The sequence below is a fragment of the Enterococcus casseliflavus NBRC 100478 genome (genome assembly GCF_001544095.1).
Taxonomy (GTDB): domain Bacteria; phylum Bacillota; class Bacilli; order Lactobacillales; family Enterococcaceae; genus Enterococcus_D; species Enterococcus_D casseliflavus.
Window position 1 is genome coordinate 76,438 of the sequence record NZ_BCPT01000012.1, and the last position, 23,740, is coordinate 100,177.

Here is a 23,740-nt window from a genome sequence, read left to right on the forward strand (position 1 = left end):
GTTTTATTTGATGTTCTTTGAAGGAGTTCATTTAAAGAGGACGCTGTGAGCATAAAAAAACATGACCTGAAGAAGGCAATCTGAGGAGCTGCAGTTGCTAGAATCAGCAGGTACAGCTTCTCGATTTGGTGCCTTTTCAGATCATGTTTTTTAATTACACAAAGATAAGGTTCAGTTCTCAGTTCCTATCAGTGTTAAACGATTATTTGCGTTTTTTCTTTTTCTTCTTTTGTTTCTTGACCATGCGGTTCATGGCCATTTTTCCAAGTTTCCCTTTGACCCCACCGCCAAACATTTGATCCATGCCAGGAATGTTCATATTACCTTTACTCATTTGCTGCATCATTTTGCGAGATTCTTTGAATTGTTTGATCATACGGTTGACTTCGACGACACTGTTTCCAGAACCAGCAGCAATACGGCGGCGACGGCTTGGATTCAACAAATCAGGATTTTCCCGTTCAGCTGGTGTCATAGAATAAACCATGGCTTTTTGACGGGCAATTTGTTTTGGATCAACTTTGACGTTCTCGATGCCAGGCATTTGGCTCATTCCCGGAATCATTTTCAAAAGATCTTCAATTGGGCCCATGCCCATGACTTGATCGATCTGTTCAACAAAGTCATTGAAGTCGAAGGAGTTTTCCTTCATTTTTTGAGCAAGTTCTTCTGCTTTTTTCTCGTCGTAATCTTGCTGTGCTTTTTCGATCAAAGTCAGCATATCACCCATACCGAGAATCCGACTAGACATCCGATCTGGATGGAATACTTCAAGGTCAGTCAATTTTTCACCGGTACCAGTGAACTTGATTGGAGCGCCCGTAACTTGACGAATCGACAATGCCGCCCCGCCACGAGTATCGCCATCTAGCTTGGTGATGACTACCCCTGTGATCCCCAGTTGTTGATTGAAGCTTTCCGCCACGTTGACAGCATCTTGTCCTGTCATCGCATCCACTACCAGTAAAATTTCATTTGGCTGTGCCAAGTCCTTGATTTGTTTTAGCTCTTCCATCAAGTTTTCGTCGATATGCAAACGACCCGCCGTATCGATCAAAACGTAGTCATTTTTCTTTTCCCGAGCCAAAGCCAATCCTTGGCGGACGATTTCAACTGGACTGACATCAGTTCCCATATCAAAAACAGGTACATCCAATTGTTGCCCTAATACTTTCAACTGGTCGATCGCAGCTGGTCGGTACACGTCACCAGCGATCATTAATGGACGTGCGTTTTCGGTTTTGATCAAATGGTTGGCTAATTTCCCAGCAAAGGTGGTTTTCCCTGCCCCTTGCAAACCAGCCATCATGATGATCGTTGGGATCTTCGGTGATTTTTCGATCCCAACTGTTTCTGATCCTAATGTTTTGGTTAATTCTTCATCAACGATCTTAACGATTTGTTGCGCTGGAGATAGGCTTTCTAATACTTCTACCCCCACTGCCCGTTCACGGACATTTTTGGTAAACTCTTTTACAACTTGTAGATTGACGTCGGCTTCTAATAAAGCTAGACGAATCTCACGCATCATTTCTTTTACATCTGCTTCAGATACTTTTCCTTTTCTGCGCAGTTTGCTCATTGCCTGCTGGAGGCGTTCAGTTAAACTTTCAAATGCCATTTTTTTTCATTCCTTTATTCTTCAATTTCTTGGAGCTGTTGAATAAACCCCTGTAAGGTTTCGTCTTTTGGATAGTGGGTTTTCGTATACTCGCTTAGCTGATCCAGCAAGTCTTCCCGCATGATATAATCCGAAAACATATGTAGTTTTTTTTCATAGTCTTCTAAAATACGTTCGGTGCGTTTGATGTTGTCATAGACTGCTTGACGGCTAACTTGATACTCTTCAGCGATTTCTCCTAGAGAAAAATCATCTGCGTAATACAATTCCATGTAATTCATCTGTTTTTCCGTCAATAACGTGGAATAAAACTCAAACAACGCATTCATGCGATTGGTCTTTTCAATTTCCATTTGCTTCCTCCTGTTTTGCAAGCCATTCGACATCGGACAAAACAGTCATGCCTTGTTGTCGAAAATAGGCACAAGCGACACCGACCCCTGTTTTTTTGATTCCAGAAAAATTGCCATCATAAATCGTCTGACTGCCACAAGAGGGACTTTTCTCTTTTAAGATCAGTTGGGTGATGCCTTGCTCTTGTAATTTTTGATAAGCAATTTTCGCGCCTTTAGTAAATTGTTCCGTCACGTCTTCTCCTGAAATGGTGACGACCTTCGCTCGTTGCGCCCAAACATCCACCCCATCGCCACCGACGATTTCGGCCGGTTCGCGTGGAATCGGCAAGCCGCCAAGAACTTCTGGACAGACCATCATTGCTTGACCCGCACGAACAAGTTCGATCAATTGTGGTACTGCTTGATGTTTTCCATCGTAGCGGCAAAGGGCACCGCCTAGACACGCACTGATTCCAATCATTTAGCACCCTCAGCTTTCCTATGAAATCGTCCTTTATTATAGCATTTATTTAGTGGTTGCAATAGTACCAATTGTCTATTCATGCTAAAATAGGACTTGTTCGTTGAAATTTAATCGTTTCTTGAAAAAAAGAAACGAAAGGAGTCTATCATGAAAAAAATACTCGTTGTCGATGATGAACCTTCAATCGTCACACTTTTAACCTTTAATTTAGAAAAAGAGGGCTACCAAGTCGTTTCCGCCTCAGATGGTCAAAAAGCCTTCGACTTGGCGTTGTCAAAACCTTTTGACTTTATCATCTTGGATGTCATGCTGCCGAATTTGGACGGTATCGAAATCACAAAGAAATTACGTCAAGAAAAAATCGAGACACCGATCCTCGTCTTGACCGCAAAAGATGATCCGATCGACCGGATCTTGGGCTTAGAGATCGGGGCTGACGACTACTTGACGAAACCCTTCAGCCCTCGAGAAGTATTGGCTCGAATGAAGGCCATCTTCCGTCGCTTAGAACCTCGTCAACAAGCACGAGAAGAAGATCAACCTGCAGAAATCTTGCAAATCGGCGGAATTCAAGCCGATCTGACCAATTTCCAGGTCAGTGTGAATGGGGAGAAAATCTTCCTGACACCGAAAGAGTTCGAGCTGCTGGTTTACTTTATGAAACGTAAAGGCCGCGTGATCGATCGCGATACCTTACTCAATCGTATTTGGAATTTTGACTTTGATGGACAAAGTCGCATCGTGGATGTTCACATCAGTCATTTAAGAGAAAAATTGGAAGCTGATCCCAAGCGTCCAGAATACTTGGTGACCGTTCGAGGATTTGGGTATAAATTTCAGGAGCCGACCCAATGAAAAAACGCTATGGCTATGGTTTATGGTCAATCGGTCTATTGCTGATTTTTTTCCTGTGTTGGCAAGTTCTAAGCAGTTTTTACCGTCAGCAAGTCATCGCCCAGCAAGTGGATTTTCTGCAAGAGAAAGCCGCTGTGTTTTTGAATCTCTCAGATAACCAAACCGCAGCGCTCGAACAATTTGCCGATGCCTATGTTCAAGACAGCAATAGCCGCATCACTTTGTTAGATGATCAAGGCCAAATCATTTTCGATACTTATGATCATACCCTCCATGAAAACCGCTCCGATCGTCCAGAGGTTCAAGCCGTTTTGCGCGGAAGCGCCGTTGGTCAATCGTTGCGGGAAAGCGACACCTTGCATGAAGAATTGCTTTATGTGGCGATTCCTGTCAAAGAAGATGGAAACTTAACTCAAATCTTGCGGATCGCAGAACCGACTGCTGCTTTTTTTACGAAAAACCAAGGAATCAAGCAATCGATCTTGATTGTCTATCTTGTCTTTTGTTTCTTGATCAGCCTGCTGATTTTTCACACGCTGCGTCAGCGGAATCGTCCAATCCAAACGATTCTGCCCGTCGTAAAAAAAATGATCACCTCGCCCGATCAACAAGCAATCATTATGCAAGAAACCCCTGAACATGACGAGTTGTATCAACTGATCAATCAGCTGAGCGAACAAATGAGCCAGACCTATCGGGCCTATGCGGCATCTGAACAACAGTTGTATGGACTGCTCAGTGAACTGATGATCGGTGTCTTTATCATTAATGAAGAAAATCAACTGCTGCTGTTGAATCCGACGATGCAAGAACAGTTGGGGATGGAAACTGCGCCAACCTTGCCGCAGCCCTTCACTGAAGTGATTCATGACACACAACTGATCCAATTGATCTATCAATTTAACGACGAGACCCCTATTTTCCATGCGGAAACCACCCTTAGCGGGGAACGTTCAAAAGTCTTGGATGTTACCTTGCGAAGCTTCCAAGAAAACCAGTTGATTGGTATTTCTTATGACTTGACGCGCATTCGACAATTAGAAAAAATGCAAAAAGATTTTGTCGGCAATGTTTCCCATGAATTAAAAACGCCGGTAACTTCCTTGATTGGGTTTACCGAAACACTGCTGGACGGCGCCAAAGAAGACCCAGAAACGTTGCAGACCTTTTTAGAGATCATTCAAAAAGATGCTTATCGCTTGAAAAATCTAATACAAGATATCATCCAACTGTCTCAAGACAGTGATTCTTTCCAGTATGTCGACCAACCGATCAACTTTTCTGAGCTGCTGCAACAAGTCGTTCAAACCTATGGTCCCGCAGCTGCTAAGAAGCAATTGACCTTTCAATTTGAAGGACCCGAACACTTCATTTTATCTACCAAAAAAGAGCTGCTGCAGCCCATCGTAAAAAATCTGGTAGAAAATGCTGTCACCTATTCAAAACCTGGTGGGGTCATCACATTATCCTATTCAGAGCAAGACGGCCAGCTGCTATTTCAAGTGCAGGATCAAGGCATCGGCATCGATGAAGAAGATCAAGAACGGATTTTTGAGCGGTTTTATCGGGTGGACAAAGCCCGCGCTCGCAATTCTGGCGGCACTGGACTTGGGCTGGCTATCGTTAAAGACTATACCAAATTATTAGATGGCAGCATCAAGGTTGACAGTTTCCCCAAAATTGGTTCTACCTTTACGGTGACTTTGCCACTTCATGAAAAAGATGAATATTGATAAAAAACAGCCGATAACAGGTGAATAATTGTTATCGGCTGTTTTTGTAGTTGTTTTTCATTACCAAATGAAGCACCAGCCAATACCATCTTCTTGATGCTTTAAACACAAAAAAAGAAGGAGCATTCTCCTTCTTCGGTCATTTCACTATTCAACATTCGTTACTTCGCCGTCTACACTGCGTTCTACTTTCATATCAGTGATTGGCAAGTAACCTAATTCGATAACGATTCCTTGTTGGACATCGTCTGTCATGATGTAATCAAGAAAGGCTTTGACGTTTGCATCTGGCTCGCCGTTCGTGTACATATGCTCGTAAGACCAGATTGGCCATTTGTTATCTGCAATATTTTCAGGAGTCGCTTCTACCCCATCAAGAGACAGCGCTTGGATCGAATCGTCCAAATAGGATAAAGCAAGGTAGCTGATTGCTCCTGGTGTTTCAGCAACGATTTTACGGACTGTTCCAGAAGAATCTTGCTCTTGTGTTTGGATCGTCTCTGCACCATCTAAGCCCCATTTTTCAAAGGTCGCTCTCGTACCGCTGCCTGATGCGCGGTTGATTACAGAGATTTCTTGATCTGCTCCGCCTAGTTCAGACCAATTCTTCACTTTGCCTGTAAAGATATCGATCAATTCTTGTTGGCTAAGGTCCGTAACGCCTGCGTCTTTATTTACCACTGGTGCCATACCAACTACGGCTACTTTATGGTCAACTAATTTGCTGGCATCCACACCATCTTTTTCATCCGCAAACACATCGGAATTGCCGATCGTCACCGCGCCTGCTTCTACTTGACTTAAGCCAGTTCCGCTACCGCCACCTTGAACCGTAATTGTATAATTGGGATTGTCTGCTGAGAAGCTTTCACCTGCTGCTTCAACTAATGGTTGCAATGCCGTTGAGCCCACAGCTAAAATTTCTACATTTTCATTTGATGCGGCACCTGATGAAGATCCGCCTGATGCTTGACTGCTCTCAGTGCTTGCGCCACCGCTCCCACAGCCAGCTAATAATAATCCAGTTGCAAAAAATAAAAGTCCCAATTTTTTCATTTAGTAAATCTCCTTTCGTTATATGCTTAGTTTAGCAAGGCGGTGTAAACCCTTGATGGATTTCATGTAAAGAATCGATAAAGTGATGTAAATCTTTTGTAAAGTTCGTCGATTGCCTAAAAAAGCCCCCGCTGCATCCATCAGAGGGGGCTTACTTTATCTAACCACTTATGAACTAAAGAAACGTTTGTAGAATCAATTGCTTTGCATATAGCGTGTCAAGCGATCCATCGCTTCCACCAAGTTTTCCATACTTGCCGCATAGCTTAAACGAACATAGCCTTCTGCTTCGGGACCAAAGGCGATCCCTGGAATGATTGCTAATTGATTCTTTTCGGCTAAGTCGACACAAAAAGCCATGGAATCTTGGTTGAAACCTGCTGGTATTTTGGCAAAAATGTAGAATGCACCAGATGGCTTCGCCATTTCAAAACCAAGGGCAGTCATCTTTTCAAACAAGTAATCTCTGCGTTCACGGTAATCGGCTTTCATGACTTCTGCATCGTTGATGCCTTCGATCAATGCCCGCACTGCGGCTTTTTGAGAAATCGTTGATGCCGCGGTCACTAAGTATTGGTGGACCTTAATGATCTGAGCAGTCAACGCTGCTGGTGCAAAAATGAAGCCGACGCGCCAACCAGTCATCGCGTGTGATTTCGACAAGCCGTTGATTACAATCGTTTGATCCCGCAAGTATTCAGCAATGGATACGTGGGTTTCATCATAAGTCAACTCACTATAAATTTCATCGCTAATAACAAAAACGGGGTATTTTTCTAAAACTTCTGCCAATGCTTTGACTTGTTCTCGGGTATAAACGACCCCTGTTGGATTGCTAGGATAATTTAAAATGACTGCCTTGACTTGCTCCCCATGTTCTTTTAAGGCTGCTTCCAAAACTTCTGGCGCTAAAACAAACTCATTATCCGTCGTATCAAGATAAATCGGTTTGGCATGAGCTAAATGGATGACTGGTTCATAGCCTGGATAAATTGGTGCTGGTAGAATCACTTTATCACCAGGTTCTAACGTGGCTAATAAAGAAGCTGAGATTGCTTCCGTTGCACCGATCGTCACTAATACTTCTGATTGAAAGTCGTAATCAAGCTGATATTTATTTTTCAAAAAGAGACTGGCTGCTTGCCGAACATCTGCTAAGCCTGCCATTCCAGAATAGTGGCTGAAATTTTGTTCGATTGCTTGGACACCCGATTTTTTCACGTGCTCCGGTGTGTTGAAATCCGGCTCGCCTAACGTTAACTTTAAAATATCAGGAATTGAAGAAACCCGTTCATCAAATTTACGAATCAATGAAACAGCTATATTGTACACTTCGTGATTGAAGCGTTGGCTTACGTCTGCCATAGTATCACTCCTTTGAATTAAGCAAATTCATTCGCTATTGTTGTTAATCCTAACACAAAAAGGCGACGATTTTAAGCAACGGATGAAATTAATCTAATAACGATAAATTCGTTTGTCTATTTACAAACAAATTCAACTTATGTTAGTATATATAAACAATAAGAGGAGAACCCAAAATGAAACCTTATCAAGAGTTTACCATTTCTGATTATCAGCAAGGATATGTCGCAACACCAACGGATTATTGTTGCGTCTTTTGTCAGGAGACCTTCGACAAAGAAGAAATCTATCCCGTTGATGGCGCCTTTTTTACAGCAAAAAAACGAATGATGCAGCATATCACTGAGCATCACGGAACCGTTTTATCCGCATTGTTGGCTTTACCAAAAGAACAAACAGGCCTATCAGAAAGCCAACAGGAGATTTTACAACTGTTTGCCCAAGATGTTAGCGATACTGTGATTGCCCAGCGCTTAGGTATCTCTTCTTCGACCGTCAGGAATCATCGCTTTAAACTAAAAGAAAAACAGCGACAAGCGACTGTTTTTTTAAGTATCATGTCCTTGTTGCAAGATACCCCGTTGCTGCCGCCTCACAAAGGGGCGACGATGCTTGATGATCGCTATGCCATTACGGCTAGTGAAAGAGAAAAGATCATTGCTACTTATTTTGATGAAACGGGGTTTATCAAACAGTTTCCCAGCAAAGAAAAGCGCAAGATCGTTGTCTTGAGTGTACTGGCACAAAAATTTGATCCGAAGAAAAATTATTCAGAAGCTGCCGTAAACGATGTATTAAAGCAAGCGATCACCGATTACGTCACTGTCCGACGTTATTTGATCGAATACGGATTTATGCAACGGACGAAAGACGGGAAAACTTACTGGCTGACTTAAAACCTAGTCTGTAACTGGCTGGAACTTTTGTTGGTTGGATGAGCAATATCTTTCACAGTTTTAAAAAAATTAACAAGCTCCAGTATTTTATAGAAAAAAAGACAAAGTACGAACACATCCGTACTTTGTCTACCGTCTGAAACGCTGGGACAAGTTCCAGCGTTTATTTTTCTTTTAGAAAGATTTTTTTGATGATCAATTTATCAAATAATTGCGTTTGATTGTCTTGTTCTCCAATGACTTCAGCGGTCACCGATTTACCATCTTGTTTTTTACGTAGCTGGTAAACGATCTTGCCTGTTTCTTTCAATTCGTTCACCATGTCAACGACACCGCCAAAACCAGTTTTACGAGTGATGAACCCTAACGCCACCATTCGCTCATCTAAATTTTTTGCCGAGATGCTCGCACCGGTGATCAGCGCTTGCCGCATGATTTGTAAGAATTCCTCTAGCCCTGCCACTGGCGGCTGTTCGGGTTCTTCTTCCATCATCGGTCGCTGACGCAAATAATCTAATTCCTGCAATAACGTTTCATACTGTTCTTGTGTCAACATGACCCCCGCCACTTTTTCACGATTGAATACATATACTGCTGTTCCTGCTTCTCGCGCTTGATTAAATACATCCATCGGAGATTTTTTTACTTCAGTAATTGAAGTAGTGGGAACATCCAATTTCTTCAGTTCCATAATCAACGTCCTCCTTGTCTCAACGAACACATTATAGCATAAATCCAGAAGCAGATTATAGAGGTATTTCACTGCTCCTAGGAAAAGAAACAAAAAAGCGGCTAATCGCCGCTTTTTTCGATTGATAAGGTCATTGCATTGATGGCAACGATGATCGTGCTCATAGACATCAAGACAGCTCCGACTGCTGGGTTCAAAATGATCCCGATCGGTGCGAGGACGCCAGCTGCCAAAGGAATGGCAAAAATATTATATCCTGCGCCCCACCAGAGATTTTGAATCATCTTGCGTCTTGTTTTTTTCGCCAAAGTCAAGAAGTGCAAGATGTCTTGAGGTTCGCTATTCGTCAAAACGACATCGGCTGAATCGATCGCTACATCGGTACCCGCTCCGATCGCAATCCCGATCGTCGCTCTTGCAAGACTTGGGGCGTCATTGATTCCATCGCCTACCATTACGACGTGCTTGCCCTCTTTGACATAGTCACTGACTAGACGTTCTTTATCGTCTGGCAACATTGCCGCATGGAAGGCTTCGATTCCTAGGTAACCGGCTACGGCTTGCGCCGCTTCTTGGTTGTCTCCAGTAGCCATAACTGGTGTGATGCCTAAGTCTTTCACTTTTTGAATAAATTGACTCGCTTCTGGTTTCACCTTATCCCCTAATGCGACGATTCCTTCCACTTTTCCGTCATGAACCAAATAGCTGATGGTATTGCCCTGTTCTTGATAATTTTCCAAGGAGTTCCCTTGATACTGAATGGCTAATTGCTCCAATCCTTTTTGATTGACGATCACCCACTTCTGTCCATCGATCACGCCTTCCAGACCAATCCCTGTTCTTGTTTGAACATCAGTCGCCTTTTTGGCTGTGATGTTTTCCTTTTCAGCTTGGGCTAAAATACCTTCTGCGATCGGATGATTGGCGGTTTTCTCAAGACCTGCTAGGTAAGCTAGTACTTCTGATGCAGAAAGACTGCCTGTCGCCTCGATGCCAGTTACGGTAAACGTTCCTTCTGTTAACGTACCGGTCTTATCGAGGATCAGATAATCAACATGATGCGCATTCTCCAGTGCGTTGCGATTTTTTAAGAGCAAGCCATTTTTGGCAGCGATCGATGTCGAACGAGCAACTACGAGGGGAATCGCTAGCCCTAACGCATGGGGACAGGCAATGACGAACACCGTGACCATTCGATCAAGAGCAGTCGGTAGGTCAGCAACAAACAGCCATACAGCAAATGCCAAGACACCAGCAACTAACGCAATATAAAACAGCCATTTTGCCACTTTGTCCGAAAGTGCTTCTAAGCGGGATTTATCTGCTTGGGCTTTTCGCACCATTTCCATGACTTTCGCTAAGTAGCTGTCTTCCCCAGTTCCTGTGACTTCCATCGTGATGGTACCATTGCCGTTGACAGATCCTCCAATGACAGTACTGCCGACGGTTTTAGGTACCCGTCTGGATTCACCAGTCACTGCCGACTCATCGATTGTTGTTTCTCCTTCAAGGATCGTTCCGTCGGTAGGAATCTTATCTCCTGAGTGAACGATCAACTGTGTTTTGTTGGTCACTTCTTCTAATGGAATCTGTTCTTCTGATCCATCCGCATTTTTCCGAATCACTTCTTTTGGCAATAGTTCTGCTAATTTCTGTAATGCATTGCCAGCATTAGAAACGGCATTCATCTCGATCCAATGGCCCAACAACATGATCACGATCAAAGTCGCTAGTTCCCAGAAGAAATCCATTACATGAGGAACAGCAAGAAAATGATTGGCGATAAATGCGTAAAGACTATAAAAATAAGAAACCGTGATCCCCATAGCAATCAACGTCATCATGGCTGGGCTTTTTTGTTTCAATTCCATTTTCGCACCACTTAAAAACGGCTGCCCTCCATAGAAAAACAGGATCGTTCCTAAAAGCAATACGACCCAATCTGAGCCAGGAAACGTGAACTGAAAGGGCAATTCGATGCCCATCATTGGTGATAAAATGACGATTGGAATCGCCAAAACCAAGGATAGCCAAAACTTTTGCTTAAAATTTCCCATATGCATACTATGATCCATGCCACCCATTCCATGATCCATATGACTATGATCCATACCAGACATCTCATGATTCATGTGACTATGATTCATACCAGACATCTCATGGTCCTTATGGCCGTGATCCATGCCAGATATCTCATGGCCCTTATGGCTATAGTCCATGCTGGACACTTCATGATCCATAAGACCATGGTTACTATCGGAGCTTTCATGCTCCGGCTGTTTTGATGTCGCCATGAGATGATCCATCCCATTCATCTCATGGCTAGGCTCAGGGACTTCTGTCACTTGTGATTGCGCATGTTGCTCTTTTCCCTGTGTACCATTATCCCGCTCATTCAAAGCAGGTTCATGCCTATGATGGCTTGACGTCTGTCTATTACTTGCGGAAGACGTTTTTTTCTGATTCATCCTAGTATTCCCCTTCCTATTTCACTGAATGTGCGTACAGTCTTGCTCCTTCATACAAAAGCTTCAAGCGGCTGGACACTTTTCATTTGTTTTGATTTTTCATTTTCACTTTAGCAATTCCATTGCTTACTCAAATACCCCTTGATAACCCGCTTCGGAGACCGCATTGACTAAGGCTGTTTCTGTCACTTGCGACTCGTCAAACTTGACTGTTCCGCGAGCTTTTTTCAAGTCCACTTTGGCTTTTTTCACACCCGGTACTTCACTAAGCGCTTTTTCAACTTTTGCGGCACAATGGGCACAATTCATTCCGCTGATTTGCATGTTTTTTTTCATTACGATTCCTCATTTCTTTTAACAGTTCGTTGGCTACTTATTTTGTTGCATGGGTTTTGCATTGGCACTGACCAGGAATACAATTACATGAGATCGCTGCTACTGGCACTTTTTGGTCGACTGCTGCTTGGAGCATCGCCAAATCTTCTGCCGTCAATGCTGCTTCTTGGATCATTTCTGCTAATGTCTGCCCAACTTTTTTGGCACAAATATGAGAAAAAAGATTCTCAGCTGCGCTGCGAACGGTTGCTTCTTCGGAAACAAGCGGCGAATAAACAAATTTTTTCCCTTGGCTTTCTGTTTTCAATACGCCTTTTTTGACGAGTCGTCCTAAAAGCGTCTTGACCGTTGCTGCTTTCCAATTTTTATTTTCGCTCAATAAAGCGGTGATCTCTTTCGCGTCGGATTGTCCTAATGTCCAGATCACACGCATGACTTCCCATTCAGAATCGCTGATTTTGATTGGTTCGACCACAGGTTGCATTTGTCCACTTCCTTTCATAAGTGATTCACATTTTTAAGTTTACATTTGTAATCGTATTTTGTCAAAAAAAAGCATCGCCAAACTTTCTGCGTTTTGACAATGCTTTTTTCTATTTCATTAAAAATGATTTGGTTCCTATGCTTAAAAGTGGACCTGATACGTCGTCACAGAGTGGAAGGGTTCTTCTGGACGCAACACGATCTCACCAAAGTGGGTAAATTTCTCAGAACCAGGAACACCTTGTGTTTCGATCGCCATCCCGCCATGATTGGCAAAAGGACCAGTCTTCATTGATGCACCAGCTTCTCCCTCACCCGTTGTGTAAATAACAACGGCAGGACGGTCAGTAGTTACAGTCAGCTGCACTTTTTGATCGGGACTGGTTACTTTTAGATCCCACTCTTGCGTATGGTCTAATAAGAACGGATCATCCAACATCGTCGTTCCCATCGGGCGTTCTTGTCTAAAATCAAACTTTGTGCCTGCGACAGGCGTTTTTTCACCGGTCGTCGTCACATCGTCATTCGTTTCAGCCACATGTTCGGCATTGATTTGAACCAAGTGGTCATCGATCGGCTGTTGGGTATCACCTGTCAAATTGAAATAACCGTGGTTCGTTGGGTTAAATAAAGTCGCTTTGTCAGTGTTGGCATCATAAGCAAGCAATAGTTCATTGTCATTCGTCAACGTATAGGTGACTTGATAACGAACATTCCCAGGAAACCCGCCATCGCCATCTTGCCGTGTGGTAGTAAAAATCACCCCAGCTTTGTCTGCTTCTTCAAAGGTTTCAGTGATCCATGTATCAGTATCCAGCCCCTTTGAACCGCCATGAAGCGTATTGCCGCCATCATTGTCTTCCGTTTGGTATTCTTGTCCGTCGATCTCAAAGCGAGTACCTGCGATCCTTCCCGCCACAGGGCCGATCGTTGCGCCATAATAACGTGCTTGGCGATGTCCTTCGATCGTGTCATAACCGACCACAATGTCGCGACCTTCTTCTACTGGAACGACCCAATCCAATAAGCGTGCGCCTTCAGGACTTAGCCTTACGATGGTACCGCTATCATTGGAAAGCTCATAAATTGTTCCCATTCTTTCTGACGTCAGTTGTTTCACATTTGGCATTCGTTCATATCCTTCTTTCTTTGATTAGTCTGCTGCTCTTTTTAAGTATAGACGTTTAGGGCTAGATCCGTCAATTCAAGACGGAAGAATTCGACAGGAAACGGCTTTGCTTCTGCCACTTCAAAAAAGCGGCAAGAGCACCCCACTGTTTTTTAAGAATCATTGATACGCAGCTGCTCGGCAAAAATCAGGATTCCCGGCCTGATTTTTTACCGTTTGGTTTCTATCAATATCCATTTCATCCGTTGGGTTCTTTTGCCGCAACTGTCATCGTTTATTTTTTGTGTTTTGCTTGGTAATGTTTTCTCTTTCGCCGCTTTTCTTTAGTCTGAGAAACATTAGCAGCCAAATCTTTGTTTTCTTTTTCTTGATCAGCATTTCTTCTTTCAGCACGTTCAGTTAGTACACTTTGTCTGAATCGCCGATTTCCCAGAAACTTTAACGCACACATGAGTGGTTGACGATTTTCACCGACTAATCCAATCAGCTCAATAAACAGCTCAATTCCAAATCCTGTGCTAATGATTAATAAAACAATCGCTGTATTGCTCGCGTAATTCATTAGTAAAGCAATAAAAGAAAAGACTAATGCTAAGGCATAGATCGTTAGCACTGTGCCGCGATGAGAAAACCCTAACGACAACAATCGATGATGCAAGTGCATTTTATCGGCAGAGGAAATCTTCTGTTTATTAAACTTTCTTCGGATCATCGCATAAACGGTATCCGTGATCGGTACACCGAGAATAAACATGGGCGTCAGAACAGAAATAAAAGTTGCGTTTTTCAATCCTTGTAGTGAGAGCACAGAGATCATAAATCCTAAAAACAATGCTCCAGTATCTCCTAGAAAAATGGTTGCTGGATAAAAATTATATGGAAAGAAACCGATGATTGCTGCGATCAAAGTAAAAATGACCATTGGTACTTCCACAAAATTCGGCAGAAAGAAATAGCTGATAATCCCTATCGTCGTCAAACTGATAATAGAGACGCCGCTCGCCAACCCATCGAGACCATCGATTAAGTTCACCGCATTGGTAATTGCCAGTATCCAAATCAAAGTCATAGGCAAGGCAAACCATCCCAGATCAATAAAGCCAAAATAAGGAATCGTGACTGTGCTGATTTTTATTCCAGCAACGAAATAAATTTCCAGCGCTGCGAATGTCAGACCTATTAATTTCTGCATTGGCGACAGTTCAAATATATCATCCAACAATCCTGTAATCACCACTATTGTTGCACCTAAAAGAATCGGCCAAACGAAGTCGAAAGGGATCATTGTTCGAAATTCCCAAAGCAGCGCAAAGGAAAAGGCTAAAAAAATACTTAATCCCCCAGCTGAAGGCATGGTCTTCGTATTGATCCGACGCTCTCCTGGACGATCAACTGCACCAATCTTGCAAGATATCAATTTGATGACTGGTGTCAATAATAAAGACACGATCATTGTTATAAATAAGCGCATTACAAATTTGAATGCAAAATCCATCGTTTATTCTCGCTTTCCGTTATTTCTCTTTATTGGTAAATGTATCTTCGATTTTCGAAGAAATCCGCTGAACAGGATCTGTTCGTTCTTTGATCTCTTGTCCCGACACATACTCTTCTACCACTGCGTTGATGATTCCACCCAAGATAATAATCGTCGCAGCAAGATTCAACCAGATCATTAAAACAATAAAACTTCCAATAATTTGATAGCCAATGATTTTCGCAGCAAAGTAACGGGCGTATAAGCCAAACACTTGTGACAGCAACATCCAGCCAATCGTTGCAAAGATCGCCCCTGGCAAAGTCGAACGCAACTTGACCTTTGCATTCGGCACTAACCAATAGATCAGCATCATGATAAACAGCAAAGCAACGATCGTGACTGGCCATTTGACTGTTTGGAACGTATCGATCAGATTGTCTTGAAACTTAAAAATCGGCTGCAAAAAATCAAGAATGATTTTTCCAAGCCCAAATACCATCGTAACACCAACGATCGCAATCATAAAGAGCAGGATGATCACAAATGATACTGCGCGCACCACGACAAAATTGGAACGCTGGTCCACACCGAAGGCTTTGTTCATCGCAATTTGCAAGGCATTGATACTTTGACTCGCAGACCACAACGCAGCCAAGGCGGAGATCGATAATAACCCGCCAGAGCTTGTGGTGAGGAGGTTTTCGATCGCTGGTCCGATAAAGTCATAGATTTGACTAGGGATCAATTCTTGTACATAAGATAAAACCGTGTTCGGATCAATCGATAAATAAGGCAACAGATTTCCCAGCGCAATCATTAACGGGAAAAGTGAAAGCAATAAATAGTAGGCGACGACGACCGATGTGGTCCCCATCTCTGAATCGGTTATTCTATTTTGCGTTGTTTCAATGAAACGCATCAGCTTTTGATTGCTTTTTACTTTATCAACGATTTTCATGTTTCTTCCTCCGCCAGCGAATCATCTGCCTTTTTTTCTTTGTCATACGTAACAATCAGAAGTCTCCTACCGCCAAAATTTAGTAGGTTCCTTCTTCTCCTTGAGAAGTCAAAATGCGTGGCCCTTCTTTGGTGATCGCCAAACTATGTTCATATTGGCAACTTAAGCCACCATCTAGAGTATAGGCGGTCCAGCCGTTAGGATCCATTTTCATTTTCCACGTCCCTGTATTGATCATAGGTTCGATGGTAATAACCATTCCTTCTTTTAAACGTAACCCTTTGCCGGCTTCTCCGTAGTGAGGAATCATCGGACTTTCATGGATCGTTGGACCAATGCCGTGTCCTACGAAATCGCGCACAACACCGTAGCCTTCTTTTTCCGCATAGGTTTGAATGGCATGACCGATGTCACCGATTCGGTTACCCACTTGCGCTTGTTCGATTCCTAGATACAATGCTTTTTTGGTTACTTCCATTAAACGATCGATCTCAGGCGTCGAGTTCCCTACGACATAACTCCAACAAGAATCAGAAATGGCGCCTTTTAAATCAATACACATGTCGACTTTGATCAGATCGCCGTCTTTCAATGGTTTTTTTCGAGGAAACCCGTGACAAATCTCATCATTGATACTGCAGCAAGTGGCATATTTGTAATCTTCAAAACCAATTTGGGCAGCGATGCCGCCGTGGCTTTCAATATAATCTCTGACAAACACTTCGATATCCCAACTCGTGATACCTGGTTTGATGAAACTGCGTAATTGTTTGTGGACATCTGCTAACAGCGCGCCGGATTCGGCCATGCGGTCAATTTCTCTGGCAGATTTTAATGTAATCATGTTCTCGTCTCCCTTAATTAAATTCCTCTTATTTTACCATAGAAATCCCTTATTTTACAAAATTCACAGACATTGTAAAGAGTTTTTCAAGTTTTGTTTTCAATCTTTCATGCATTTGCTATAATCTGTAAGAGAGTTTTCCTTGAGAATAGGAATGAGATTGGAGGAAAAAGCCCATGGCTTTAGCAAAAATCGTCTATGCAAGCATGACGGGGAATACGGAAGAAATTGCAGATATCGTTTCTGAAGCCCTTGAAAATCTTGACATGGAAGTTGAAATGAATGAGTGTACCCAAGTGGATGCCGATGAGTTTGAAGACGCCGATATCTGTATCGTCGCAACCTATACATACGGTGACGGTGAATTGCCTGATGAGATCGTCGATTTTTACGAAGATTTGCAAGAACTTGATTTAAGTGGCAAAATCTTTGGGGTCTGCGGCTCTGGCGATACCTTTTATGATGACTTTTGTAAGTCCGTCGATGACTTTGAAGCCGTCTTTAGTAAGACAGGTGCAACAAAAGGGGCAGATAGCGTCAAGGTCGACTTGGCTGCGGAAGAAGACGATATTCAAAACTTAGAAGCCTTTGCCAAAAAGCTAGCGGAAGCATTTGCAGAATAAAACAAGAAAACCTCTGACAAAATCACTTGATTCTGTCGGAGGTTTTCTTGTTGCTTAATGATAACTGATATCGATGGGTGTTTCTCTTGCTAAAATATTATCGGTGGTTTCCGTCATCAGCTTAGCAATCTGATCTTCTGTGGGATGAATGATCCCCGAAGACATCAATGCCGCTAAGCCAGTAGCGACGATCCAGACACCAGTATGCAAGGACTGTAATTTCACGTCCGATAGATCTTGATACTTTGGTTCTTTTTTCACTGATTTCACAAAAAGGTCAAATGAAAACTGCTGCATGGAATCCCCACCACCATGCTCTTCTAAGTATAGCGCTCGGTATAATCGTTTTTCTTTATTTGCAAAGCCAATATAATTTAACGTTAAGTCAACGATGACATCTCCCCGTCTTTCAACTGGAAAAACTTCTGTCGCTAAGTAGTCGTAAATCTGATTGATCAATGCATTTTTTAAGTCATCCATATTTTTAAATTCTAAGTAGATCGGTTGCGTTGAACATTTCATCTTCGCTGCGATATTGCGTGCGGTAAAACGTGTAAATCCTTCGGTTGCGACAACTTCATAGGCAGCTTTTAAAATCTGGTCTCTAGTAATAGTTTTCTTTCTTGCCATAATTTTTTAATCTCCTTAATTCTGCTATACATCGCTTTCAGAAATACCTTTTACTTATTGTATCATGTTTTTTTAAGTTTGCAAAAAAACTTTTAAAATTATTGCCCCTAGTGTTTTCAGTTTTTCAATTTGAAGACCTCTGTTTTTTTGCTCTCTTTTTCGTTTGTTTTCAAAAATACTTAGTGCTATCATGAAGACAGTTATAATTTTAGAATAAATGGAGGAATTTTAATGGTTTTACCAAACTTTAATCAGAACCTTGAAAAATATGCCCAACTGATCACAGAAGTTGGTGTAAATGTCCAAAAAGGGCACACCATCGTCATCCAAATCGCCGTGGACCAAGCACCGTTAGCTCGACTATTGACAAAAAAAGCGTATGAGCTAGGCGCTGATGAAGTAATCGTTCAATGGACCGACGATGTGGTTCAAAAAGAATTTCTTGCGCATGCAGCTGAGGATCGCTTGTCTACGATCCCTCAACACAAAATTGATCAAACAGAAGATTGGGTCGAAAAAGGTGCGAGCCGCATCAGTGTCGTTTCTGCCAATCCCGATGCGTTAGCGGGCGTTGACTCAGATCGGGTCGCCGCTTTCCAAGCAGCTTCTGGTAAGGCGATGATGAAACTGCGTCAAGCAACACAAGCCAACAAAGTCAGCTGGACCGTTGTTGCTGCTGCAGGTCAAGATTGGGCACAAAAAGTGTTCCCTGATGCTTCCCCAGAAGAAGCACAAGACAAGCTATGGGATCAAATTTTCAAAACGACGCGTATCTACGAAGAAGATCCTGTTGCTGCTTGGAAAAAACATGATGAAACACTGCAAGTCAAGGCAGAAGAATTGAACAAAGAACAATTCAGCGCATTACACTATACAGCACCGGGTACCGATTTGATCATCGGCCTACCAAAAAATCACTTGTGGGAAGGTGCTGGCAGCTACAACACCCGCAATGAAAAATTCATGGCGAACATGCCGACAGAAGAAGTCTTTACTGCCCCAGATAATCGTCGCATCGATGGCTATATTTCAAGTACGAAACCATTGAGCTACGCAGGAACGATTATTTCTGGCATGAAATTCACCTTCAAAGACGGTAAAGTCGTGGACTTTTCTGCAGAACAAGGCGAAGAAGTGTTAGGCAAATTGCTAGCGATCGATGAAGGAGCGAAATCTTTAGGTGAAGTCGCTTTAGTCCCTGACCCTTCCCCTATCTCACAATCTGGCATCATCTTCTTCAATACGTTGTTTGATGAAAATGCCTCAAACCACTTGGCTTTAGGCTCTGCTTATGCCTTCAGCTTACAAGGCGGCACTGAGATGAGTGAAGAAGAACTGGCAGCGGCTGGTTTAAACCGCAGCCAAACCCACGTAGACTTCATGGTCGGCTCTGACCAAATGTCCATCGATGGCATCAAAGAAGATGGCACCACAGTTCCTGTCTTCCGCAATGGTGATTGGGCTTAATAAAAAAAGGCTGAGGTGGAGTAGCTCCCCTCGGTCTTCTTTTTACATAGAATATTGAGAACCGGCGGCTTTTTTCATAGTAATCAGCTGGCTTTTTTGATAAAATCTACTTTGATAGTCTTTGATAAGAGAGGATGGATCCGATGACACCAAATCGTGAAGATTATTTAAAGCTCATCTTAGAGCTTGGTGGTGACCAAAAGAAGATCAATAACAAACAAATCGTGTCAGGTCTGGACGTCTCAGCAGCTTCAGTAAGTGAAATGATTTCAAAATTATTAAAAGAAGGCTTAGTCGAACATTCACCTTATCAAGGGGTACAGTTGACTGAAACTGGTTTAGCTTCTGCAAGTGCCCTCATTCGTAAGCATCGTTTATGGGAAGTCTTTCTTGTGGAGCACCTGCATTATTCATGGAATGAAGTTCATGATGACGCAGAAGTTTTAGAACATGTCACCTCAGAAACGTTGGCGAGCCGCTTAGAAGCCTACCTTGATCATCCTCGGTATTGCCCACATGGGGGAATGATTCCTGAACAAGGAGAACTCATTCACGAAGGCGAAAAAAACACCATGAGTTCTTATCCGGTAGGAACCAAGATTCGTATCGCCCGTGTCCTTGACGAACGAGAACTGCTGGATTATCTCGTTTCGATCAAATTGAATATTCATGAAGAATACGAGATCATCGATGCGGCAGCATACGAGGGTCCGATTACGATCAAAAATGACACAAAAGAAATTGCTGTCAGCTACAAAGCCGCCAGCACGATTTTTGTCGATAAACTGTAAGGAGTGAAGATGATGGAAAAAAAAGTCCTTTTTACGATTTTTGGCGGTACGGGCGACCTTGCCCAACGCAAACTATATCCTTCTTTGTTTCGGTTGTACAAAAAAGGCGATTTGAAAGAAGATTTTGCAGTCATTGGTACTGCACGCCGTCCTTGGTCGGATGAACACTATCGTGAAGTGGTGATGGGTACAATCAAAGAGTTGAGTGACTCACAAGAACAAGCAGAGACATTCGCTTCTCATTTCTACTACCAATCACATGATGTAACAGATACGAGCCATTATGATTCATTAAAGGATTTGGCGGAAACCTTAGATCAGAAATACCATTTAGAAGGCAATCAGATTTTTTACTTAGCAATGTCCCCTAATTTCTTTGGGACGATCGTTTCTCACTTGAAATCCCAAGGAATGCTGGATACTGACGGCTACCATCGGGTGATCATCGAGAAACCGTTTGGAAGCGACTATAATTCAGCAAAAGAATTGAATGAAGAGATCAATCAAGTCTTTACGGAACAAGAAATCTACCGAATCGATCACTATTTAGGAAAAGAAATGATCCAAAATATTTCTGCGATTCGTTTTGCCAATAACATTTTTGAGTCAATGTGGAACAATCGTTACATTGACAATGTTCAGATCAATATCGCAGAAAACTTAGGCGTAGAAGAACGCGGCGGCTATTATGATAAGAGCGGTGCCTTGAAGGATATGGTCCAAAATCATATTCTGCAGATTCTTTCCTTATTAGCCATGGAACCGCCAGTGGCTTTTTCTGAAAAAGAATTACGGACAGAAAAAATCAAAGCCTTAAATGCGATCCGTATCTACTCCGAAGAAGAAGTGAAACAACACTTCGTTCGTGGGCAATACGATAAAGGACAATTAGAAGACAAGAAATTTGTTGGCTACCGTGAAGAAGCCAATGTGGATGAAGAATCGGCAACGGAAACCTTCGTTGCTGGGAAATTTTTGATCGATAACTTCCGCTGGTCCGGCGTACCATTTTATGTGCGCACTGGGAAACGGTTGACGGAAAAAGGCACTCGCATCAACATTGTCTTTAAACAAGTCCCAGTCAATGTCTTTAAGCAAGACCTAAATGAACAAAAGCAAATCGAGAGTTTGGCACCGAATGTGCTGACGATTTACATTCAACCGACGGAAGGCTTCTCTCTTTCCTTGAACGGAAAAGAAATTGGCCAAGGGTTTGAGACATTGCCAGTGAAGCTCGATTACCGAAATAGTACTGAAATCGTCGAAAACACCCCTGAAGCTTACGAAAAACTGATTCTAGATGCCTTGAACGGTGATGGCACTAACTTTACCCACTGGGATGAAGTTGCCCAATCTTGGCGCATCGTTGATGTGATCCGTCACGCTTGGGACCAAGAAACACCTGATTTTCCAAACTATGCCGCAGGAACGATGGGCCCCCAAGCAGCCTATGATCTCTTAGCTGCCGATGGCTTTGAATGGATCTGGCGTCCCGATGAATGGTATCGTGAGCGAGATTTACTAAATGAGAAATAAGCAAATGGTCAATTGGATGAGGAAAAAACATCCAATTGGCCGTTTTTCTTTTTTACCGACTGTTTATAATAGAAAGAAATGAGAAATGAAAGGAGCAGCAGACATGAAACAAGTCTTATCGATCGCCGGTCTCGACAGTTTGGCAGGTGGCGGCATGACGGCTGATTTGAAAACATTTGAGGAATTCGGGGTGTTTGGCCATGCCCTATTAACATGTGTGGTCGCCATCAAGGATGATCTTATGTTCCATGATCTCCCTGAGCCTGTGATCCAAGCACAGCTGGATTCACTGCGCTCGGTCGTATCCCTAGATGCAATCAAAATCGGGCTGCTTCATCAAACGGCCATCATTGAATTGCTGCGAGTTTTTTTACAAACATTTACCGGACCGATCGTGCTCGATCCCGTTCTCGCCTTCAAAGAAGGAGATACTGCCTTTAACCACTCCTATCAAGCAGGATTGATCTCATTGTTTCCTTACACAGCATTAGTGACACCTAATCTGCTCGAAGCACAACACTTATCTGGACAAAGCATTACCTCTTTAGCAGAGATGAAAACGGCGGCAAAAAAAATCCATGCGCTTGGTGCCCCAAATGTTCTGATCAAAGGTGGCAGTCGACTAACTGGGGAAACAGCCTATGATGTTTTGTATCAAGAAGGACAATTTACCGTTTTTGAGGCAGAAAAAAGTACGCGAACCACAACCAACGGTGCTGGCTGTACCCTCTCATCAGCGATTGCCGCAATGCTTGCTAAAGGCACTTCGTTGGAAGCAGCTATCCAAACCGCAAAAGCATTTGTTTGGGCAGGGATTGAAGACGGTTTGCCTTTAGGTACCTCTGGCAACGTCAATCAGCTCGCCTATTTTAAAAAGGAGGAACACCTATGAAAGTAAGAAACCTAACGACGATCGCTATGCTGACGGCACTCACGTGTGCACTTTCTTTGACCTTTATCATTCCTGTTCCGCAAACGAAGGGCTTTGTGACCTTATGTGAAGCAGGGATCTATATCTCGGCCCTTTTGTTCGGACCTAGCGCCGGTGCCTTCGTCGGTGGAATGAGCGGCGGCATCATTGATTTTCTATCAGGTTACCCTGAATGGGCTTTCTTTTCCATCGTGATCCATGGTGTGCAAGGCTGGATCGTAGGTAGAATGAGCCATCGGCCACTAGCAGCAGTCATTGTCGGCAGCTTAATCATGATCGCCGGCTATGCAGCAGCAACAGTTTTGCTATTCGGTTTAGGCGCTGGGATCGCCTCGATCCCAAGTAATTTGATCCAAACGGTCTTTGGCAGCATCGTTGCTTTACCCCTGACGCATGCCTTACGCCGCACGAAAAAGTTTTCTTTAAATGAAAGGTGATTCTTATGACAGATATCAATCAATTAAAAACGGATTTAACTACGATCGTTGAAGAAGTCATTACGACAGCGAATGTTGGTGAAAATGATCTTTTTGTCCTTGGTTGTTCAACAAGTGAAGTCGTAGGCGGCTTGATTGGCAAAAATTCCAGTAAAGAAGTAGGCATGGTTATCGTTGAAACACTACGAGCGATCTTGCGTCCCAAAAATATTCATTTAGCCGTTCAAGGCTGTGAACATCTCAATCGGGCTTTAGCTGTTGAGCGTGAAACGGCTCGACTATATCAATTAGAAGAAGTCGCAGTAGTGCCCCAGTTGCATGCAGGCGGTGCTTGCTCAGTTGCCGCTTTCCAGCTGTTCGATGAGCCTATTGAAGTGGAGCACATAGTAGCAAAAGCTGGCATCGATATTGGCGACACAGCAATCGGCATGCATGTCAAACATGTTCAAATCCCGATCCGTCCCTCTATCAAGTCCCTCGGCGCTGCCCATGTCACAGCTCTGGGATCACGGCCCAAATATATTGGTGGTCCTCGTGCGCATTACGCACAATAAGCGAATCGTATAATAATCGAAAAGCCCTCATCAAAAA

Annotated in this window: 24 protein-coding genes; 10 read left to right on the top strand and 14 right to left on the bottom strand. The window is 43.0% G+C overall.

The annotated features are described in order from the left end of the window. Positions 1-202: 202 nt before the first annotated feature. Genes ffh through ECA1_RS11470 form a run of 3 tightly spaced genes read right to left on the bottom strand, consistent with a single transcriptional unit; the run spans position 203 to position 2,437 of the window. Positions 203-1,621 carry a signal recognition particle protein gene (gene ffh, locus ECA1_RS11460; protein WP_005228902.1) on the bottom strand — a complete coding sequence of 473 codons (1,419 nt, stop codon included), beginning with the start codon at positions 1,619-1,621 and terminating at the stop codon, positions 203-205. Positions 1,622-1,635: 14 nt separating this feature from the next. Continuing rightward, on the bottom strand, positions 1,636-1,974 hold the full coding sequence (locus ECA1_RS11465; protein WP_005228897.1) for a putative DNA-binding protein: 339 nt from the start codon (positions 1,972-1,974) through the stop codon (positions 1,636-1,638). Continuing rightward, positions 1,964-2,437: a 2-thiouracil desulfurase family protein gene (locus ECA1_RS11470; protein ID WP_016608717.1), complete on the bottom strand. Its 474-nt coding sequence runs from the start codon at positions 2,435-2,437 to the stop codon at positions 1,964-1,966. The genes ECA1_RS11465 and ECA1_RS11470 overlap by 11 nt, the downstream gene beginning before the upstream one ends. 150 nt (positions 2,438-2,587) lie before the next feature. Here ECA1_RS11470 and ECA1_RS11475 point away from each other — a divergent pair, with 150 nt between their 5' ends. Both ECA1_RS11475 and pnpS read left to right on the top strand, forming a co-directional pair. Continuing rightward, positions 2,588-3,295: a response regulator transcription factor gene (locus tag ECA1_RS11475; RefSeq protein WP_010749737.1), complete on the top strand. Its 708-nt coding sequence runs from the start codon at positions 2,588-2,590 to the stop codon at positions 3,293-3,295. Then, on the top strand, positions 3,292-5,028 hold the full coding sequence (gene pnpS / locus ECA1_RS11480; protein ID WP_060792537.1) for a two-component system histidine kinase PnpS: 1,737 nt from the start codon (positions 3,292-3,294) through the stop codon (positions 5,026-5,028). The genes ECA1_RS11475 and pnpS overlap by 4 nt, the downstream gene beginning before the upstream one ends. A 147-nt stretch (positions 5,029-5,175) precedes the next feature. Here the strand turns inward: pnpS and ECA1_RS11485 are convergent, their stop codons facing one another. Continuing rightward, positions 5,176-6,084 (bottom strand): phosphate ABC transporter substrate-binding protein PstS family protein, encoded by a 909-nt coding sequence (locus tag ECA1_RS11485; RefSeq protein ID WP_060792538.1) that lies wholly within the window; start codon positions 6,082-6,084, stop codon positions 5,176-5,178. Between the two features lie 195 nt (positions 6,085-6,279). Next, positions 6,280-7,449 carry a pyridoxal phosphate-dependent aminotransferase gene (locus tag ECA1_RS11490; RefSeq protein ID WP_060792539.1) on the bottom strand — a complete coding sequence of 390 codons (1,170 nt, stop codon included), beginning with the start codon at positions 7,447-7,449 and terminating at the stop codon, positions 6,280-6,282. A gap of 176 nt (positions 7,450-7,625) precedes the next feature. On the opposite strand from ECA1_RS11490, the gene ECA1_RS11495 reads away from it, so the two are divergent. Next, positions 7,626-8,345 carry a DUF2087 domain-containing protein gene (locus tag ECA1_RS11495; protein ID WP_010749741.1) on the top strand — a complete coding sequence of 240 codons (720 nt, stop codon included), beginning with the start codon at positions 7,626-7,628 and terminating at the stop codon, positions 8,343-8,345. A 163-nt stretch (positions 8,346-8,508) separates the two neighbouring features. Here the strand turns inward: ECA1_RS11495 and ECA1_RS11500 are convergent, their stop codons facing one another. From ECA1_RS11500 to map, 8 genes are all read right to left on the bottom strand, one after another. After that, positions 8,509-9,036 carry a hypothetical protein gene (locus ECA1_RS11500; RefSeq protein WP_010749742.1) on the bottom strand — a complete coding sequence of 176 codons (528 nt, stop codon included), beginning with the start codon at positions 9,034-9,036 and terminating at the stop codon, positions 8,509-8,511. A gap of 101 nt (positions 9,037-9,137) precedes the next feature. After that, the gene (locus ECA1_RS11505; RefSeq protein ID WP_060792540.1) at positions 9,138-11,504 is read right to left on the bottom strand and encodes a heavy metal translocating P-type ATPase; all 2,367 of its coding nucleotides are present in this window, start codon (positions 11,502-11,504) and stop codon (positions 9,138-9,140) included. 126 nt (positions 11,505-11,630) lie between these two features. Then, complete coding sequence (copZ, locus tag ECA1_RS11510) at positions 11,631-11,840, bottom strand: copper chaperone CopZ (protein ID WP_060792541.1); 210 nt, start codon at positions 11,838-11,840, stop codon at positions 11,631-11,633. Positions 11,841-11,877: 37 nt separating this feature from the next. Then, complete coding sequence (locus ECA1_RS11515) at positions 11,878-12,324, bottom strand: CopY/TcrY family copper transport repressor (RefSeq protein WP_060792542.1); 447 nt, start codon at positions 12,322-12,324, stop codon at positions 11,878-11,880. 141 nt (positions 12,325-12,465) lie between these two features. Then, positions 12,466-13,452 carry an aldose epimerase family protein gene (locus ECA1_RS11520; protein ID WP_015510146.1) on the bottom strand — a complete coding sequence of 329 codons (987 nt, stop codon included), beginning with the start codon at positions 13,450-13,452 and terminating at the stop codon, positions 12,466-12,468. 274 nt (positions 13,453-13,726) lie between these two features. Beyond that, the gene (locus tag ECA1_RS11525; RefSeq protein ID WP_010749745.1) at positions 13,727-14,947 is read right to left on the bottom strand and encodes a glycosyltransferase family 4 protein; all 1,221 of its coding nucleotides are present in this window, start codon (positions 14,945-14,947) and stop codon (positions 13,727-13,729) included. A 19-nt stretch (positions 14,948-14,966) separates the two neighbouring features. Continuing rightward, positions 14,967-15,890: a YihY/virulence factor BrkB family protein gene (locus ECA1_RS11530; protein ID WP_060792543.1), complete on the bottom strand. Its 924-nt coding sequence runs from the start codon at positions 15,888-15,890 to the stop codon at positions 14,967-14,969. A gap of 79 nt (positions 15,891-15,969) precedes the next feature. Then, positions 15,970-16,734 carry a type I methionyl aminopeptidase gene (gene map, locus ECA1_RS11535; RefSeq protein ID WP_005228863.1) on the bottom strand — a complete coding sequence of 255 codons (765 nt, stop codon included), beginning with the start codon at positions 16,732-16,734 and terminating at the stop codon, positions 15,970-15,972. Between the two features lie 176 nt (positions 16,735-16,910). On the opposite strand from map, the gene ECA1_RS11540 reads away from it, so the two are divergent. Next, positions 16,911-17,357, top strand: a complete 447-nt coding sequence (locus ECA1_RS11540; RefSeq protein WP_015510148.1) for a flavodoxin — start codon at positions 16,911-16,913, stop codon at positions 17,355-17,357. Between the two features lie 54 nt (positions 17,358-17,411). Here the strand turns inward: ECA1_RS11540 and ECA1_RS11545 are convergent, their stop codons facing one another. Continuing rightward, the gene (locus ECA1_RS11545) at positions 17,412-17,987 is read right to left on the bottom strand and encodes a TetR/AcrR family transcriptional regulator (RefSeq protein ID WP_005228861.1); all 576 of its coding nucleotides are present in this window, start codon (positions 17,985-17,987) and stop codon (positions 17,412-17,414) included. 231 nt (positions 17,988-18,218) lie between these two features. Here ECA1_RS11545 and ECA1_RS11550 point away from each other — a divergent pair, with 231 nt between their 5' ends. The 6 genes from ECA1_RS11550 (at position 18,219) to ECA1_RS11575 (ending at position 23,703) form a co-directional block, all read left to right on the top strand. Next, positions 18,219-19,454, top strand: a complete 1,236-nt coding sequence (locus tag ECA1_RS11550; protein WP_015510149.1) for an aminopeptidase — start codon at positions 18,219-18,221, stop codon at positions 19,452-19,454. 143 nt (positions 19,455-19,597) lie between these two features. After that, positions 19,598-20,245, top strand: coding sequence for a transcriptional regulator EfaR (efaR, locus tag ECA1_RS11555; protein WP_015510150.1), 648 nt, complete (start codon positions 19,598-19,600; stop codon positions 20,243-20,245). Positions 20,246-20,254: 9 nt separating this feature from the next. After that, the gene (zwf, locus tag ECA1_RS11560; RefSeq protein ID WP_010749749.1) at positions 20,255-21,781 is read left to right on the top strand and encodes a glucose-6-phosphate dehydrogenase; all 1,527 of its coding nucleotides are present in this window, start codon (positions 20,255-20,257) and stop codon (positions 21,779-21,781) included. A 103-nt stretch (positions 21,782-21,884) separates the two neighbouring features. Continuing rightward, the gene (gene thiD / locus ECA1_RS11565; protein WP_060792544.1) at positions 21,885-22,673 is read left to right on the top strand and encodes a bifunctional hydroxymethylpyrimidine kinase/phosphomethylpyrimidine kinase; all 789 of its coding nucleotides are present in this window, start codon (positions 21,885-21,887) and stop codon (positions 22,671-22,673) included. Beyond that, the gene (locus ECA1_RS11570; RefSeq protein WP_015510153.1) at positions 22,670-23,149 is read left to right on the top strand and encodes an ECF transporter S component; all 480 of its coding nucleotides are present in this window, start codon (positions 22,670-22,672) and stop codon (positions 23,147-23,149) included. The genes thiD and ECA1_RS11570 overlap by 4 nt, the downstream gene beginning before the upstream one ends. 5 nt (positions 23,150-23,154) lie before the next feature. After that, the gene (locus ECA1_RS11575; RefSeq protein ID WP_060792545.1) at positions 23,155-23,703 is read left to right on the top strand and encodes a TIGR01440 family protein; all 549 of its coding nucleotides are present in this window, start codon (positions 23,155-23,157) and stop codon (positions 23,701-23,703) included. Positions 23,704-23,740: the final 37 nt, after the last annotated feature.

Excerpts from the sequence above, each read along its gene's own strand:
- ffh (WP_005228902.1), bottom strand. The coding sequence starts at position 1,621 with ATGGCATTTGAAAGTTTAACTGAACGCCTCCAGCAGGCAATGAGCAAA.
- ECA1_RS11465 (WP_005228897.1), bottom strand. The coding sequence starts at position 1,974 with ATGGAAATTGAAAAGACCAATCGCATGAATGCGTTGTTTGAGTTTTAT.
- ECA1_RS11470 (WP_016608717.1), bottom strand. The coding sequence starts at position 2,437 with ATGATTGGAATCAGTGCGTGTCTAGGCGGTGCCCTTTGCCGCTACGAT.
- ECA1_RS11475 (WP_010749737.1), top strand. The coding sequence starts at position 2,588 with ATGAAAAAAATACTCGTTGTCGATGATGAACCTTCAATCGTCACACTT.
- pnpS (WP_060792537.1), top strand. The coding sequence starts at position 3,292 with ATGAAAAAACGCTATGGCTATGGTTTATGGTCAATCGGTCTATTGCTG.
- ECA1_RS11485 (WP_060792538.1), bottom strand. The coding sequence starts at position 6,084 with ATGAAAAAATTGGGACTTTTATTTTTTGCAACTGGATTATTATTAGCT.
- ECA1_RS11490 (WP_060792539.1), bottom strand. The coding sequence starts at position 7,449 with ATGGCAGACGTAAGCCAACGCTTCAATCACGAAGTGTACAATATAGCT.
- ECA1_RS11495 (WP_010749741.1), top strand. The coding sequence starts at position 7,626 with ATGAAACCTTATCAAGAGTTTACCATTTCTGATTATCAGCAAGGATAT.
- ECA1_RS11500 (WP_010749742.1), bottom strand. The coding sequence starts at position 9,036 with ATGGAACTGAAGAAATTGGATGTTCCCACTACTTCAATTACTGAAGTA.
- ECA1_RS11505 (WP_060792540.1), bottom strand. The coding sequence starts at position 11,504 with ATGAATCAGAAAAAAACGTCTTCCGCAAGTAATAGACAGACGTCAAGC.
- copZ (WP_060792541.1), bottom strand. The coding sequence starts at position 11,840 with ATGAAAAAAAACATGCAAATCAGCGGAATGAATTGTGCCCATTGTGCC.
- ECA1_RS11515 (WP_060792542.1), bottom strand. The coding sequence starts at position 12,324 with ATGCAACCTGTGGTCGAACCAATCAAAATCAGCGATTCTGAATGGGAA.
- ECA1_RS11520 (WP_015510146.1), bottom strand. The coding sequence starts at position 13,452 with ATGCCAAATGTGAAACAACTGACGTCAGAAAGAATGGGAACAATTTAT.
- ECA1_RS11525 (WP_010749745.1), bottom strand. The coding sequence starts at position 14,947 with ATGGATTTTGCATTCAAATTTGTAATGCGCTTATTTATAACAATGATC.
- ECA1_RS11530 (WP_060792543.1), bottom strand. The coding sequence starts at position 15,890 with ATGAAAATCGTTGATAAAGTAAAAAGCAATCAAAAGCTGATGCGTTTC.
- map (WP_005228863.1), bottom strand. The coding sequence starts at position 16,734 with ATGATTACATTAAAATCTGCCAGAGAAATTGACCGCATGGCCGAATCC.
- ECA1_RS11540 (WP_015510148.1), top strand. The coding sequence starts at position 16,911 with ATGGCTTTAGCAAAAATCGTCTATGCAAGCATGACGGGGAATACGGAA.
- ECA1_RS11545 (WP_005228861.1), bottom strand. The coding sequence starts at position 17,987 with ATGGCAAGAAAGAAAACTATTACTAGAGACCAGATTTTAAAAGCTGCC.
- ECA1_RS11550 (WP_015510149.1), top strand. The coding sequence starts at position 18,219 with ATGGTTTTACCAAACTTTAATCAGAACCTTGAAAAATATGCCCAACTG.
- efaR (WP_015510150.1), top strand. The coding sequence starts at position 19,598 with ATGACACCAAATCGTGAAGATTATTTAAAGCTCATCTTAGAGCTTGGT.
- zwf (WP_010749749.1), top strand. The coding sequence starts at position 20,255 with ATGATGGAAAAAAAAGTCCTTTTTACGATTTTTGGCGGTACGGGCGAC.
- thiD (WP_060792544.1), top strand. The coding sequence starts at position 21,885 with ATGAAACAAGTCTTATCGATCGCCGGTCTCGACAGTTTGGCAGGTGGC.
- ECA1_RS11570 (WP_015510153.1), top strand. The coding sequence starts at position 22,670 with ATGAAAGTAAGAAACCTAACGACGATCGCTATGCTGACGGCACTCACG.
- ECA1_RS11575 (WP_060792545.1), top strand. The coding sequence starts at position 23,155 with ATGACAGATATCAATCAATTAAAAACGGATTTAACTACGATCGTTGAA.